Origin of the sequence: Bradyrhizobium sp. G127 (assembly GCF_021502575.1) — a bacterium.
GTDB lineage: Bacteria > Pseudomonadota > Alphaproteobacteria > Rhizobiales > Xanthobacteraceae > Afipia.
The window spans coordinates 2239079-2253195 of sequence record NZ_JAKFGN010000001.1 but is presented as its reverse complement, the minus strand read 5'-3'; the positions used below and the strand labels follow the sequence as shown (position 1 = coordinate 2253195).

The 14117-nt window shown below is 58.2% G+C and carries 11 protein-coding genes; 9 read left to right on the top strand and 2 right to left on the bottom strand.

Features of this window, described 5'->3' with window-relative positions; translation table 11 throughout:
• The 8 genes from LVY71_RS10580 (at position 1) to LVY71_RS10545 (ending at position 11608) form a co-directional block, all read left to right on the top strand.
• A complete protein-coding gene (locus LVY71_RS10580; protein WP_235099746.1) occupies positions 1–3588 on the top strand; it encodes a YhaN family protein in 3588 nt (1195 codons plus the stop codon).
• 213 nt (positions 3589–3801) lie between these two features.
• The gene (locus tag LVY71_RS10575; RefSeq protein ID WP_235099745.1) at positions 3802–4587 is read left to right on the top strand and encodes a hypothetical protein; all 786 of its coding nucleotides are present in this window, start codon (positions 3802–3804) and stop codon (positions 4585–4587) included.
• Positions 4584–5237, top strand: a complete 654-nt coding sequence (locus LVY71_RS10570) for a hypothetical protein (protein ID WP_235099744.1) — start codon at positions 4584–4586, stop codon at positions 5235–5237. Before LVY71_RS10575 ends, LVY71_RS10570 begins: the two co-directional genes overlap by 4 nt.
• A 2-nt stretch (positions 5238–5239) precedes the next feature.
• Positions 5240–8662, top strand: coding sequence for an ATP-dependent helicase (locus LVY71_RS10565; protein ID WP_235099743.1), 3423 nt, complete (start codon positions 5240–5242; stop codon positions 8660–8662).
• Between the two features lie 113 nt (positions 8663–8775).
• Positions 8776–9294, top strand: a complete 519-nt coding sequence (locus tag LVY71_RS10560) for a hypothetical protein (protein ID WP_235099742.1) — start codon at positions 8776–8778, stop codon at positions 9292–9294.
• Between the two features lie 53 nt (positions 9295–9347).
• Positions 9348–9764: a DUF7665 family protein gene (locus LVY71_RS10555; protein ID WP_235099741.1), complete on the top strand. Its 417-nt coding sequence runs from the start codon at positions 9348–9350 to the stop codon at positions 9762–9764.
• The gene (locus LVY71_RS10550) at positions 9712–10230 is read left to right on the top strand and encodes a hypothetical protein (RefSeq protein WP_235099740.1); all 519 of its coding nucleotides are present in this window, start codon (positions 9712–9714) and stop codon (positions 10228–10230) included. Before LVY71_RS10555 ends, LVY71_RS10550 begins: the two co-directional genes overlap by 53 nt.
• Before the next feature lie 7 nt (positions 10231–10237).
• Complete coding sequence (locus tag LVY71_RS10545; protein ID WP_235099739.1) at positions 10238–11608, top strand: BilD N-terminal domain-containing protein; 1371 nt, start codon at positions 10238–10240, stop codon at positions 11606–11608.
• 26 nt (positions 11609–11634) lie between these two features.
• Here the strand turns inward: LVY71_RS10545 and LVY71_RS10540 are convergent, their stop codons facing one another.
• Positions 11635–11955 carry a hypothetical protein gene (locus LVY71_RS10540; RefSeq protein WP_235099738.1) on the bottom strand — a complete coding sequence of 107 codons (321 nt, stop codon included), beginning with the start codon at positions 11953–11955 and terminating at the stop codon, positions 11635–11637.
• Between the two features lie 307 nt (positions 11956–12262).
• Here LVY71_RS10540 and LVY71_RS23040 point away from each other — a divergent pair, with 307 nt between their 5' ends.
• On the top strand, positions 12263–12703 hold the full coding sequence (locus tag LVY71_RS23040) for a helix-turn-helix transcriptional regulator (RefSeq protein WP_502797554.1): 441 nt from the start codon (positions 12263–12265) through the stop codon (positions 12701–12703).
• Here the strand turns inward: LVY71_RS23040 and LVY71_RS10530 are convergent.
• A complete protein-coding gene (locus LVY71_RS10530; protein ID WP_235099737.1) occupies positions 12633–13937 on the bottom strand; it encodes a tyrosine-type recombinase/integrase in 1305 nt (434 codons plus the stop codon). The two genes, LVY71_RS23040 and LVY71_RS10530, sit on opposite strands and share 71 nt — an antisense overlap.
• Between the last annotated feature and the right edge of the window lie 180 nt (positions 13938–14117).

The following is a 14117-nucleotide window of genomic DNA, read 5'->3' as shown; positions in this document are numbered from 1 at the left end:
ATGCGTATCCGCCGCCTAAACCTTCTCCGGTACGGCCACTTCACCGATGCGTCGATCGACCTGCCGTCGGGTCAGCCCGATATTCAGATCGTGCTCGGGCCGAATGAGGCCGGCAAGTCCACTGCGATGGCTGCCATCGAAGACCTGCTATTCGGCATCCCTTCCAATTCTCCACGCAACTTTCTGCATGATTACGGCGCAATGCGCGTGGGCGCGATTTTGGAGAACGATGGCCACTCACTGAATGTCCGCCGCCGGAAAGGCAATAAAGACACGCTCCTCTCAGAAGACGAAGTCCCGTTCCCGGCAGGTGACGGGGCACTCGCGTCATTTATCGCGGGTGCGGATCGCCGCTTTTATACCCGCATGTTTAGCCTTGACCATGAGCGGCTTCGGCAGGGCGGCAAGGAAATACTTGAGGCGCGGGATGACGTCGGTCAGATGCTCTTTTCAGCGGGCGCCGGCATTGTGGGTCTGCGCGAACGTCTCAAAACAATGGAATCTGAGGCCGACGCACTATGGGCTTCTCGCCGAGCAGCGCATCGAAAATACTTTCAGGCAGAAGACAGACTGAAGGCGGCTGAAAGCTCCCTGCGAGATCACATCGTGACGGCGAGCAAATGGCAGGAACTAAAAGACGCCTTTGACTCTGCCGGTGAGACTTATGAAACCATCGAACGGGAAATTGAGGCTAAGGCCTCTGAGCTCCGAAAACTCACCCGCATACGTCGCGTGTGTCGGGATGTGCGCAAGCGATCAGAGACGGGCGCCGCCATTCAAGCGCTGGGGGAAATCATCGCTCTGCCCGTGGATGCATCAGTACTTTTGGAGAAGGCAGCAGCGGACGATACGAATGCCGCTACACGCATTGCAACGCTGACCGAACAGATTGAGATGCTTCGAAATGAGCGCAGCACGCTTACTTACGATGACGCGTTCTTGATACGCTCCGACGACATCCGGCAGCTACATGAACGTCGAATACAAGTCCGCGCCGGCAAAACGGATCTACCCAAGCGCCTCGCAGAATTGGCGAGTGCGGAAGCGAGCCTAAAACGGTTCGCTGCTGAACTGGAATGGCAGACGGACAATATTGACCAGATTATTGCGCTCATTCCCGCACGCTCCAAGGTTGCGAGTGTCCGCACCTTGCTCAATAAGCGCGGAGAGCAGCTTGTCGCGGTGGAAAATGCCAAAGCGGCTACCGAAGAGACGCAGGAAAGATCGTCCGATCTGAAGGCGCAGATTGACGCATTGGGCGCGGCGGTTGATATTTCAAAGCTCGCCGCGGTGATTAGGGCGACCCGCGACATGGGCGATATCGGCGCTCGTATCGCGAACGCTGATATCGAGGTCCACAATGCGCTGGCAGCGGGCGAGCGCCGCCTCAAATCATTGAAACCCGAGATTAAAGACGAAGAGACGCTGGCATCAGTCCTCGTGCCACCTTTGGATTCTATTCAAGCGCACCGTGATGCGCGCCGGAATCTGGAACAGCGACTTAAAACATGCCGGGAGCGCATTCGCTCGACCGACCAGGAATTGACGCGGCACAAGAAAGCCTACGAGCGGATCACTTCTGTTGAACACGTCATCGCTCCCGACGACCTTCAGCATATTCGGGAACATCGCGACGCAGGCTGGTCAATCATCCGCCGTCGGTATGTGAGTGACACCGCGATACCAAAGGAAGAAGTTCGGGCGTTCACTAAGGGCGCTGAACTCCCAGACGCCTATGAGGCCGCGGTATTGGATGCCGATAAAGCAGCCGACAAACGGTTCGACAAAGCTGAGGCTGCCGCTCGCCTGGTCGTGATCACACGTCAGATTGACGAACAGAAAGACCTGCTGGAGACATTGAACGCGGAAGAGCTGGCAATTTCGGCTGAGGCCGAGGCCCTGACCGCTGAATGGAAGACAATGTGGTCTCCCACACTGATAGAGCCACTAGACCCCGACGACATGATCGAATGGCTGCGGGTTCGTGCAGAGATACTTACCCTGATTGAACAGCGCCTTGTGGCTGATAAAAAAGCTGCAACATTGCGTCAACAAGAGGCTGAGGCGAAAACGCTGGTGCGGGCCGAGCTTGATGCCTTGAGTATTGATTCAATTTTTCTTGCCGAACAGCCGTTTCATGTTGTGATCGAGTCGGCGACCGGCGTGGAGCGGGAACACGAAAATACTGCTAAATCCAAGCGCGACCTTGAGGAGGCCTTGCGTAAGGCCACCAATGACGCAAATCGCAAGCAAAAGATTCTGGAAAAAGCCAATTTGGAATCGACCGAATGGTACGCTCAATGGGCGGCGGCACTCAAAGCACTTCACCTGCCAACAACGTCAACACCGGAAACCGCTGACGCTCAAATCAATGCAATTGACGATTTGAGGGAAGTCGCGGGCAGGATTAATGATCTGCGCCATGAGCGGATTGAAAAAATCGAGCGCGATATAAGCGCATTTGAAAATGACGTGACGGAAATGGTCCAGGCCATTGCTCCGCAATTGGCGGGAATCGACGCGGAAGACGCCGTGCTTAATCTAGAGCGCCTTTCCGCAGATGGCGCTCGAATTCGCGATCTGGTAGCAGCAAACGAATTAACTCACGCTGGCTTGCAGAAGCGAGCAGATGAATGTGAAGAATCCCGTCGTGACGCCCGCGATATCATCGATCGGTTTCAGAAGGCGGCGGGTGTTTCAACGACCGACGAACTTCGCGCTGCTATTGAGCAATCGGATCGTCTGCGATCATTGCAGGCAGAGTACAACAATGCCACAGAACAGCTCTCTCAGGACGGCGACGGCCTGTCAGTTGCAGACCTAGCCGATGAGTGCGCCACCATCGACATCGATCAAATCAGCGCGCGAGAACAGGTAGTTACTCAGGAATTAGAAGAACTTCGCAGTCAGATCATGGAGGTGCGCGAGAGCCGAACTAATAGTAGGCGGGAGTTTGAAGCCGTTGGTGGTGATGATCGCGCGGTGCGAGACGCGGCCGATCGACAGGCAGCGCTAGCCGAAATCAAGGAAATCGCCGAACGATATGTCCGCCTCCGGTCCGCAACGTTGTTGCTTCAGTGGGCCATCGATCGTTATCGCCGTGAAAAGCAGGCGCCGATGTTGAAACGCGCGGGCGAACTTTTCGCCATTCTAACTGGCGGATCGTTTGAAACTCTCCAGCTTGAATTCGACCAGCAAGATAATGTGCACTTAGCTGGCATTCGCCCAGACGGTGGGCGTGTGCCGGTATCCGGCATGAGCACAGGTACAGCGGACCAACTTTATCTAGCTCTGCGGGTGGCAGCCGTTGAGGACTATCTCGATCATGCGGCACCGCTACCGTTCGTCGCGGATGACCTTTTCATCAATTTCGACGACGATCGCGCAGCCGCCGGTTTTCAGGTGCTAGGCCAGCTCGCCAAAAAAACGCAAGTTCTGTTCTTCACGCATCATCAGCACCTTTTGGACGTTGCAAAAAAAGCGCTTGGCACAACGGCGCTCTCGGTATCGCTACCGGCACATATCGTGGGGCCAGGTCTTGAAGGGCCGGAAGCCGCGCGAATCCGTCGCCAAGCCGCGGCGTCCTAGCAGATGGCGCCCTGCCCTGATCCTAAAGTGTTTTGTCGTAAGATACATTATCACTCTATTATAAGCTATTGTTATATCATATCTTTTACTGAATCTCTATGATCGAAAATATTTTCAGCTTTGGCTTTCCGGGTGCCCCCTCCCGCTCCGATCTACATGTATGGGCGGGCCATAGAACGGACGCCCGGCAACCCGCTGCTGAAAGGGGGCGATATGGCACGTCCATTGATCCGAAAGACTGAGAAGGGCGAGCCATACACGCGACCGCCGGGCATTGAATCGAAAATTGACGAGGCGCTTGGCCAGGATCTGGGCACGTTGCTGAAACGCGCCCGCGTAACCGACAACCGTTCCAAAGACTATCTTCCGCCCGAATGCCTCGTCCACCTGATCCGGGACGCCATAAGCCGCGGCGATAGACGTGCCGCAAGCGCCCTCGTGCCGCCGCTCATTATCCGGTGCGAGGCCAACCTGTTGAAAACCGTGCCCGATGGCCGGATGCGCAATGCGGAAGCGATTAGGGAAGAAATTCTGAGCAATCTGGGGCTAATGTTCGCGGAAGATGGAATGGAGGGCCACGAAACCGAGCTTGATTACTACGAATGCAAGTTCGGCCGCGCCTTTCGCAGCTTTCGCATCAACCACGTGCGCGCTGAGATATCGCATCGGGAAGAACTGATCGACCTCCCCGACTCCATCGGTGATGATGGCGAGCCAGCCTTTGACGACGAAATGCTTGGACGCCTGTCCTCGATGGCCAGGATCAACGGCGCGCAGGAAGACAGCACCTATCTACCGCAAGTCTTGCGTGCCGTGAACGACCTCCCGCTTGACCAAAAGCGAGCGGTCGTTCTGTGCCGCATCATTGGCTACGACGAAGAATCCACCGACCCCAACAAACGGACCGCGGCGACAATCTGCAAAGTCGAGGGTCGCACCATCCGTTATCGGCTGAAGCGCGCCGACAAGCGCCTCAAGACTTTCAAGGAGGACCTATGATCGAGACCATCACCAATACGCCCGTGCACGACGCCATGTATGCCATGTCGCTGGCGAAGTCTGTTCCTGACGCCGAACTGCTGGATGAGTTCGTTCGGCGCTACCCTCAGCATGCCGACGCCCTTACCGAGTTTGCTGTCGAACTGGCCGTCGATGCTCTGTTGCATGATGACGATGAATTCGACGTTCCGGCCGATCCGGATGCCGTCAGTCCGGTCGTTTCTCGTGTGATGAGCCGGTTCGAGAATCGCCTGTTTGAAGTCCAGCAGGAATCGACGGGGCGATCGAGCGCCCGTATGGCGACCGCCGCGGCAGTAAACCCTTTTGTTGCGCTGGACCGAGAGGGCTTTCGCGCGCTTGCGTCACGGCTGAACGTAAACACCGTTCTGCTTTCCAAGCTGCGTGATCGGCAAATCGACCCTGCAACGATTCCGGGGAGATTTCGCAGACATGTTGCTGAAGAAATAGAAGAGCCATTCGACGTAATTGAAACTCACCTTTGCGCACCACAGGAAGCTGCGATATCGCGTCAGTTTTACAAATCCGACGGCAAACCCAGCACACAGCCCCGGCAATCATTTGAAGACGCGGTGCAAAATTCGGGGTTGAGCCAGGATCAACAGCGGCACCTGCTGTCGTTTCGAGACTGATTATGGATGCGTTTGAACCAGTTCGCGATGCGGCCACCCGCCTCCATTTCGCGCTTGTGAGCAAAGATGCTCCCTGCAAGCCGATGGAGCTCGCTCAGGCGGCCGTCGCCCATCTAAAACTGGAACTTGCCTGGCTCCCGACCGGCGATCCCGCTTTGAAAGGCGCGCGCGCTGTTTTTGACGAGCAGAGCGGCACAATCTTTGCGGAAGATACCGGCGAACCGGGCGCACGCGCCTTGGTCATCGCCCACGAGATTGGTCACGTTTGCATTCATACCGGATCATCAAAATGCACCGCGCATGACGTTGATCCAACGCGATCAACGGAATCCGCACCCGTCGGGTTGCAACGCGTTGAAGACTATGGCGCCCATGAAAGGCGCGAGCTTCAAGCCAATGTCTTTGCCCGAGAGTTTCTTTTTCCCCGTGCGCTTGCGCGTAAAATGTTTGTCACTGAGGCGCTTTCTGCGTCGGCGATTGCCAAGCAACTCGACCTTCCAATCCCGCTTGTCCGGCAGCAAATTCTTGATGAGGTGCTTCTGCCCGCGCCGGCAGAAAGCCCAGAGGACGTTGCTCACGCCCGCGCGCCCCAGGACGACAAGGCACAAGACCGCGCCGCTGCGCACCGTGGAGCCCCATTTCAGCTTCAGGCGGGGCCCGGCACAGGGAAAACCAAAACATTGGTCAAACGAATCCTTTCGCTTCTGGCGGAAGGCATCGATCCGAGCTCGATTCTCGTCCTCACATTTTCCAACCGCGCAGCCGGAGAACTGGCAGAGCGCGTCGCGGCGGTTGCACCCGACAAAGCGCCGCAAATCTGGATAGGTACGTTCCATGCGTTTGGACTCGATTTGGTGCGTCGTCACTACGATCAGCTCGATCTACCGGCTGACCCGGCGCTGTTTGATCGCAGCGACGCTATTGCCGTTCTGGAGGAAATCCTTCCGACACTCCCGCTCGTGCACTACCGCAACCTCTGGGATCCGGCCCTGGTTCTCAAAGAAGTCCTGAGCGCCATTTCGCGCGCCAAGGATGAACTCGTCGGCGTCGAAGACTATCGCAAACTTGCGAAAGCCATGCTTGCCGCCGCGGCGGGCGACGACGACATTGAAGCCGCGCAGAAATGCCTTGAAGTCGCCGACATCTACGAACGATACGAGCAAGCCAAGAGAGATCATGCCGCCGTCGATTTCGGTGATCTGATCATGCGTCCAACTTTATTACTCGAAAGCAACCCCGCGCTTCGGACCGCCATCCAGTTACGTCACCGTCACGTCCTAGTTGACGAATATCAGGACGTGAACCGGGCCAGCGTCCGTCTCGTCAAAGCCCTGGCCGGCGACGGTAAACGGCTTTGGGTTGTTGGCGATGCGCGTCAGTCGATCTATCGTTTTCGCGGTGCGTCTTCGATCAATATGGCGGCATTTAAATCTGAATACCCGACCGCCGCTATTGACCAGTTGGAAATTAGCTACCGTTCGATCCAGCAGATCATCGACGCCTTTAGCGCGCTTGCACCCCACATGGGAGCGTCCGAGGGGATGCTGTCTCTGAGATTGACAGCGGATCGCGGAGCCGGACCTGAAATTCCAGACCTACGTCGGTTCCAGAATGATGACGACGAAGAAGAGGGCATCGCGGCCGGTGTTCGGGAATTGGAGGCCAAGGGTGTTCCCTTGCGCAACCAAGCCGTTCTTTGCCGGACAAACCGCCGCCTGAACGAAATTGCTGCCGCCCTGGAGATCCGCGGCATTCCGGTGCTTCATCTTGGCAGCCTGTTCGAGCGCGATGAAGTCCGCGATTTACTCGCCCTTTTGAGTCTTGCTGTTGACCCATTCGGTGATGCGCTCATTCGTGTGGCCTCGTTGCCGCGTTACCACGTGCCACTTCAAGACATACACGCGGCGATCCGTCACTACCGCGAAGAGCGCGGTCTGGTTTTGGAACGGCTTGATGAACTTCCGCGCATCGCCGGACTATCTAAGGACGCTGTCGATGGATTCACCCGACTCGCACAAGATCTGAAAGGTCTGCGTTCGAATAGTCACGCGTGGGAATTTCTCACCAGCTACCTTCTCGACCGCACCGATACCGGGCGCCAGATGGCGTCTGCCGCCAGTGTCTCAGCGCGTATGCGGAACGTTGCTGTCTGGCAGTTTCTCAACTTTCTCCGCGAACAGAGCCCGGTCAGCTTCGGCTTGCCAATTCAGCGCACCCTCGACCGTGTCCGCCAGTTGGTTCTTCTTGCCGAAGAACGCGATCTGCGTCAGGTGCCCACCGCGGCGCTGCATATGGATGCGGTTCGCCTCATGACCGTCCACGGCAGCAAGGGTCTGGAGTTTGAGGCCGTACACCTGCCTGGCATGACTCAGGCAAGTTTTCCCTCGTCATATCGCGGGCAACGCTGCCCGCCGCCGGTTGGTTTGATTTCCGGCGCGGGACGCTTGAGCGTATCGGACGAAGCCAAACGGTCACATGCACAAGAAGAGGAATGCCTGTTCTTTGTCGCGGTGTCGCGCGCCCGCACCTATCTGCGGTTCTATCAACCCTGCTTCCAGCCCAACGGTAACAAACGTTCTCCCTCCGTGTTGCTGGCCAAAATTCCCCGGCATCTCATCCACGAGACAGCAACGCCTCCGAAAATTCCGTTGCCCCCAGACGCACCCCGCCCTACCCCGATCAAGATTACCTATGCCGCAGATTGGGCCATCACGGATCGGCGGCTGGAGCTTTACCAAAAATGCCCAAGGCGGTTTTTCTACACGCATGTCCTGGGGCTCGGCTCTGCCCGGAAAATGACGGCATTCTCCCGCACCCACGACTGCATCTATGAAGTCATACGGTGGCTCGCCGAGACACGAATTGGAGCGGAGCCCACTCTCGCTGAAGCCGAAGCCACGTTTGAGAATGTTTGGCAGACGCGTGGCCCAAAAGATCATGCCTTCGCTCCAGATTACCGAAGGCTTGCCTCGCGCCTGGTCGGCGCGCTGGTGAGCTCAGGTGCCGGCCGCCGCTTCCGCAAATCCGAACCGCTAGCCATCGACTTCACGAATGGCCGCGTGGTCGTCGAGCCGAACGAAATGGCAGAGCTGCCGGATGGCACAGTCATTCTGCGCCGCATCCGCACCGGCTATCGCACGCAGCAGGAATACGACGGGCTCGAATACACGCTCTACCAGCTTGCCGGCGCCGCACACTATGGGCGCGCCTTTCAAGTCGAAGCGCTTCATCTGACCGACGAGACCATGGAGGCCGTGTCGATCACCGCCACGAAGCTCAATAACCGCCGCGACGAAACTGATGAAATGCTTGGCGGCATTAACGCCGGGGCATTCCCGCCCAAGATCGATCCCGTCACCTGCCCTAGGTGCCCGCATTTTTTCATCTGTCCGGCTGCGCCTCGGGGGCCGCTGGCGATCTCCTAAACAATTTCGTCTGAGCCTTTCCGGGCACCCCCTCCTTTCACGATCAACTAGTGAAGGGACGGAGTTCGGCAAAGGGGCCGGGCACTCCTGATCCCCCAAGGAGTGCCACTGACATGACCAAAATTGACGTCTTCTATCAGGCCGAAGGAATCCGCGAGATCGCGCATTTCGAGGCCGACCACGATCACACGTTCGCGGTAATCAAGCTCGCGATCATCGAGAAGCACGGCCTCAAGCAAGAAACCATGCTGTATCTCGAAGACCGCGATGAGCCGGTGGATGAAAAGTGCTTCCTGCGCGACCATGTCGGTCCTGTCGGCATCAAGGTCCATCTTCACCGCTGCGCGCATGTCGCGGTGGGCGTGACGTTCAACGGCGAGACCGTTCACCACAAGTTCGGTCCTGGCGCAACGATCGCGCGCGTCAAGCAGTGGGCGGCCATCCACAAGTTCGGCATGACGCCGCAGGAAGCCGGCGAGCACGTGTTGCAGATTTCGGGGACCAAGGATCGCCCGGACCCCGGAACCCATCTCGGGGCCATAGCATCTTGTCCGGACTGCCGCATCGAGTTCGACCTCGTCCCCAACGAGCGCGTCAATGGCGCCTGCGACGCTAACGGAGATCCGGCATGAGCTTGCCGGACGAGCGGGCTTTCCATGCCGACATTGGAAAGCCCGCGTTCCGCTTGGCGCAGGCCGAAGGCCGCTGGCGCGTCGGCAAGATCGCCTGGCCGTTCGTATTGATCGCGGTCACGGCCAAGGACGGGCGTCAGTTCGTTCTGCGCCTCAACTGCGCCGGATACCCGCAGCAGCCGCCAACCGGCGGACCGTGGGATCCGGACAAGGACACGATCCTTCCTTTCAACCGCTGGCCGCGCAGCAATGGCGGGCGGCTCGGCACTGTGTTCCGGATGGACTGGAAAAATGGAACCGCGCTTTACCTGCCCTGTGATCGCGAAAGCATCGTTGGCCATGACAACTGGCGCAACGAGCTGCCCTCAAAAATCTGGCGGCCCGCCGTCGGCATCAACCAATACCTGGAGCTTGTGCATGAACTTCTCAATTGCGGGGATTATTCGCCGCCTCATAGCGCCGCAGCATGAACTTTCCTGTTCGTGGTTCCTCTGGCGGCGGCTTGTCGCCCAGCTTCGCGAGCGTGGCCGCGGCGCCAGCCGCGAAAGCGGGGCCTTCCTGCTCGGCTACCGTTGGGACGGCAAAGCACGGATTGTCGATTTTGTTCTCTACGATGACCTCGATCCACACGCTCTCGACACTGGCATTGTCAGGTTTGATGGTCGGCATTTCGGCACCCTCTGGGACATCTGCAAACGCCGCGGTTTGAGCGTCGTCGCTGATGTGCACGTCCACCCCGGAGCGTCCTATCAAAGCGCGTCGGACCAAGACCACCCGATGATCTCCCGCGCCGGCCACGTCGCGCTCATTCTCCCGAACTTCGCGCGCGCGCCGGTCAGCACAGAGGTCGTTGGAATCTACCGGTACCTCGGCGGCAAAAACTGGCACGCGATCCCGTCCGCCGGCCGCCGCAGCTTCTTTCATATCGGAGTGTAAAGCCACCATGACCGCATTCACCGCAGCCGACAAGCTGCATCGTCTCGTCAAGCACGCCTTGGATAGCGGGGCAGCCGCGAGTATCACCGAAGCACAGGCGATGTTCGCCGGATATCGCATTGCTCTGCGCATCGACGACGTGGGCGTGCGCGATCCCCACCAGCAAGCCGCGCTTATGACTGCTGTGGCGCTCGCCCGGCGCGTTTTTTTGGGCGGCGTCACAGTTTCGCTGCAGCCGGGCGTACCTCTTCATGTCCCCATGCCATTCGGCAAGACTTTGGCCGAGGCCGTTGTTGCTTTGGGCGCCAGCATTGGGGCCGTTCCCGATAACATACCCCTCATAGAATTCGGCGGAGTGCCCGGTGCCCGTAAAACCGCGTTCCACGTTCGCGCGGTCTTTTCGGGATGGCGTGGCGGAATCGTGCCCGCGCATTTCAACGCGGCCCCGCCGCCCGTCTCGGTCATGCCGCTAGCACCCATGCTCGCAGCGTCCCTGGCCATCAACGAGGCCTTTCTTTACGTCTCCGGCCAAACGGGTATGGCGGGACGCCGCGCCGTCGGTTTGTCGCTGTGGAATCCCGCACCCGATTGCGACTGGCTTGCGGTGCAGAACGACGAGCCCGAGCTTCGTCTGCTCCCCTCACATCTGTGGCTGATTGGTCTGGGTCATCTAGGCCAGGCCTATATGTGGGCGCTCGGTTTGCTTCCCTACGCGCGTTCCACGGACCTGCGTCTCCTATTGCAAGACGTGGACATCATCACCCCATCCACCGAAAGCACCTCGATCCTCTCCGACGCCAATTTGATTGGCCAGATGAAGACCAGAAGCATGGCTGCATGGGCCGAACGCCGCGGGTTCATTACCAGCATTCAGGAGCGCTTGTTTGACGCATCATTTTCGCGCCAACGTGGCGAACCCACAGCAGCGCTATGCGGTCTGGACAACAGCCTCGGACGGCAGGCGCTCGATCAGGTGGGCTTCGACTTCGTCGTGGAGGCTGGATTGGGCCGCGGCCATCAGGACTTTCGCGCTTTGCGCCTACACACGCTTCCCGCGTCCCGGTCCGCCGCGCAAATCTGGAAGGCCGATTTCCAAGGTGAACAACTTCCGGACCGGCCCGCCTACACGCAGATGCTCGACAAAGGCGAGCTCGACCGTTGCGGCGTCACGCTGCTCGCGGGAAAAGCAGTCGGCGCGCCCTTCGTCGGGGCAGCGGCCGCTACGCTTGCGATCGCAGAACTGCTTCGGCTTCTGCACGGCGGTCCCGTGCACGAACTAATCGACCTCGATCTCAAATTTCCTGAATACCGCACGGTTGTGCTGACGAAAAACGATTTTGGCTCTCTGAATCCGGGCTACGCGTTGGTGACGCCCTGATCGGACGAAGCCACTTTTCGCAAGTCTTATTTCTTGTTCGCGGCGGCCCTTAGAAATGCTTCCGCCTCTTGAACTATGCGTTCGTGAACGGCATTGCTGCGTCCACTCGCGGTGCCCCTCTTGCGTATGCGGTCAACAGAAACTTTGCGCGGGCGCAGGATCGGCTTGTTTCCATTCACGAACAACTGCCACAACGCGCCGTGGAGAGAATGCAAAAATAGCATCATCCGCTGCATCTCCCGGATTTTCGTCTTGGCGAACAGCGCCGAAACCTGTGTCGCATCCGTAATTTCTTTATGCGCAAAGACCTTGTGACGCACATCGCCGTATGGACCGTATTGGTTCAAGCGATTTCGTGCCGGCGTTTCGCTGAGGACATCTTAGGTCGTGTAACGACGACCGATGGCAATCGGGCGCGTGTCGGCGGTCGTGGCGAGAAATTTCGTAAGAACGAAAGAGAAAGAATAGTAGAACGTGCGTGCACAGGATTTGCACACGACCCCTATCTAACTATTTGGTTTCAAAAAACTCTCTGCCCAATCACATCAGGACCGTGAGAACCTGATCCCGCCGGCTTTCCAACCGGACCGTCCTATTTGTGCGCCATCCTATCCGGCCGAACCCCAGCGGCAACAGTTCTATTTATTTGCCACGATGTCCCGGTCCATTCTTCGGAAGAACCTGGCGTGGAGAAATCGCATGGTCCGGAGGTCGTCACGACAAAGTCCTGTAGCGTCTTCGAAGAAAGCCGAGTTTCACGCAAACGGCACGCACTTTACGCGCAACGACGAGAAGTCGTCGTCGCGACCATCGGCTCCACAGAAGCCCCCACACTTAGGGCGGGCTATTCGGCGCCCGGAGCTGCGGCAAATCGTGCCGCTGGCAGACACGACCATTTACGAGATGGAACAACGCGGGGAATTTCCCCGCCGCTTCTATCTCACATCGCGGTGCGTCGTATGGGATCTTACCGAAGTCGAGGCCTGGATCGAGCAACGCCGTGTTGCCTCTGACGCCGCGCGGATCAAGTTGGCGCCCGCTCCTGACGTCCGGTTGCGGAAGACCCGGCCGGTGAAACCACAAGCCCTGGACTGAGCAATGGTACCGATGACGGAAACAGCGTCGGCGTGTGCTTTTCTCCCCTCGCCCAAGCATCGACCGCATCGGCCCATTCTTGCAGCATATGGCGACGCTGCGCCTCATACTCGGCTTTGTTGTAGACGCCACGCGAACCGCGTCCCTCCTCATGCGCAAGGCACTTTTCGATCCAATCGCGATTGAAGCCAAGTTCATTGAGAAGCGTCGAACCGGTACGGCGCAAGTCATGAACGGTGAATGGCTCCAAGGGAAGACCTTGCGTCTTGGCGCGCTCTGCAACGGCCGTGGTGATGCGGTTGAAGGTAGCACGCGACATAGGAGCATCGGCGTCATAGCGTGATGGCAGGACGTATCGTGAGTTGCCGGCGCAGGTCTTAAGCGCGATCAAGATATCGAACGACTGACGTGACAGATAGACGTTGTGCGGCTTGCGGCGTTTCATGCGCTCCTTGGGAATGCTCCACACGGCATTCTCGAAATCCACCTCATCCCAGACTGCGTCAAGGAGCTCGCTCTTGCGCACCATTGTCAGGAGGATCAGCCGCAGGCCAAGCCGGATCGTCGGAAGTGTTGGCACATGTTCAAGCTCCGCCAGCGCGATACGGATTTCGGCTGGCGACAGGGCGCGGTCTTTGGCCACGAACGTCGCGATGGAGGCCGGAGCAACTTCGCTCGCGGGATTGGCAACCTTCTCGCCATGCAGGATCGCGAAAGCGTAAATTTGCTTGACGATGTCACGCACATGAATCGCGGTGGCGGGTGCGCCCCGATCTTTCACCTTGGTGCAGAGTGCTCGCAGATCATCGGGCGTGATCTCGGTGAGGCGGCGGTTCTTCCAAGTTGGGTAGATATCGCGATCGAAGACCGCCTTGCGCATGGCGCGGGTACTCTCCGCCATACCGGCGTCTTTCAGCCAACGCTTGCCAAGGGCGCCGAACGTTTCGCTGCCGGCGAGCCGCCGTTTCTCGCGCTGCTTCTCGTGAGCCGGGGAGCGTCCCTCCGCTACGGCCTTTCGAGCCTCAATGCAGCGTTCCCGCGCCTTGGACAGTGACAGTCCATCCGGGCCGTAGGACCCGATGGTCAGGGTCTCGCGCCGACGATTGAGACGATAGTCAAGGCGGAATGTAAGCTGGCCCGTGGGGGCCACCGCGACGTACATACCGTCACGGTCTGCGACCTTGTAGATTTTCTCTTTAGGCTTCAATTGCTTAAGCGCGAAATCCGTGAGCATGCCAAGGCCCTCGAAGATAAACGTATGTTCATTTGCGAGGGATTTTTACCGTCAAATCCAATACCGTCAAGTTCATATTTCTCTTGTTTATTTTCAATGGCTTATGTTGCTTTCTACGATTTCACTGGGCAAAACCGCCTGACGGTATCGGCCGGAAGATCGAGAAGCCAAAAATCGATA

What these genes read in the sequence shown, in the direction of transcription:
- LVY71_RS10580 (WP_235099746.1), top strand. Translation starts at nt 1, where the DNA reads ATGCGTATCCGCCGCCTAAACCTTCTCCGGTACGGCCACTTCACCGAT.
- LVY71_RS10575 (WP_235099745.1), top strand. Translation starts at nt 3,802, where the DNA reads ATGGCACGTCCATTGATCCGAAAGACTGAGAAGGGCGAGCCATACACG.
- LVY71_RS10570 (WP_235099744.1), top strand. Translation starts at nt 4,584, where the DNA reads ATGATCGAGACCATCACCAATACGCCCGTGCACGACGCCATGTATGCC.
- LVY71_RS10565 (WP_235099743.1), top strand. Translation starts at nt 5,240, where the DNA reads ATGGATGCGTTTGAACCAGTTCGCGATGCGGCCACCCGCCTCCATTTC.
- LVY71_RS10560 (WP_235099742.1), top strand. Translation starts at nt 8,776, where the DNA reads ATGACCAAAATTGACGTCTTCTATCAGGCCGAAGGAATCCGCGAGATC.
- LVY71_RS10550 (WP_235099740.1), top strand. Translation starts at nt 9,712, where the DNA reads ATGAACTTCTCAATTGCGGGGATTATTCGCCGCCTCATAGCGCCGCAG.
- LVY71_RS10545 (WP_235099739.1), top strand. Translation starts at nt 10,238, where the DNA reads ATGACCGCATTCACCGCAGCCGACAAGCTGCATCGTCTCGTCAAGCAC.
- LVY71_RS23040 (WP_502797554.1), top strand. Translation starts at nt 12,263, where the DNA reads ATGTCCCGGTCCATTCTTCGGAAGAACCTGGCGTGGAGAAATCGCATG.
- LVY71_RS10530 (WP_235099737.1), bottom strand. Translation starts at nt 13,937, where the DNA reads ATGCTCACGGATTTCGCGCTTAAGCAATTGAAGCCTAAAGAGAAAATC.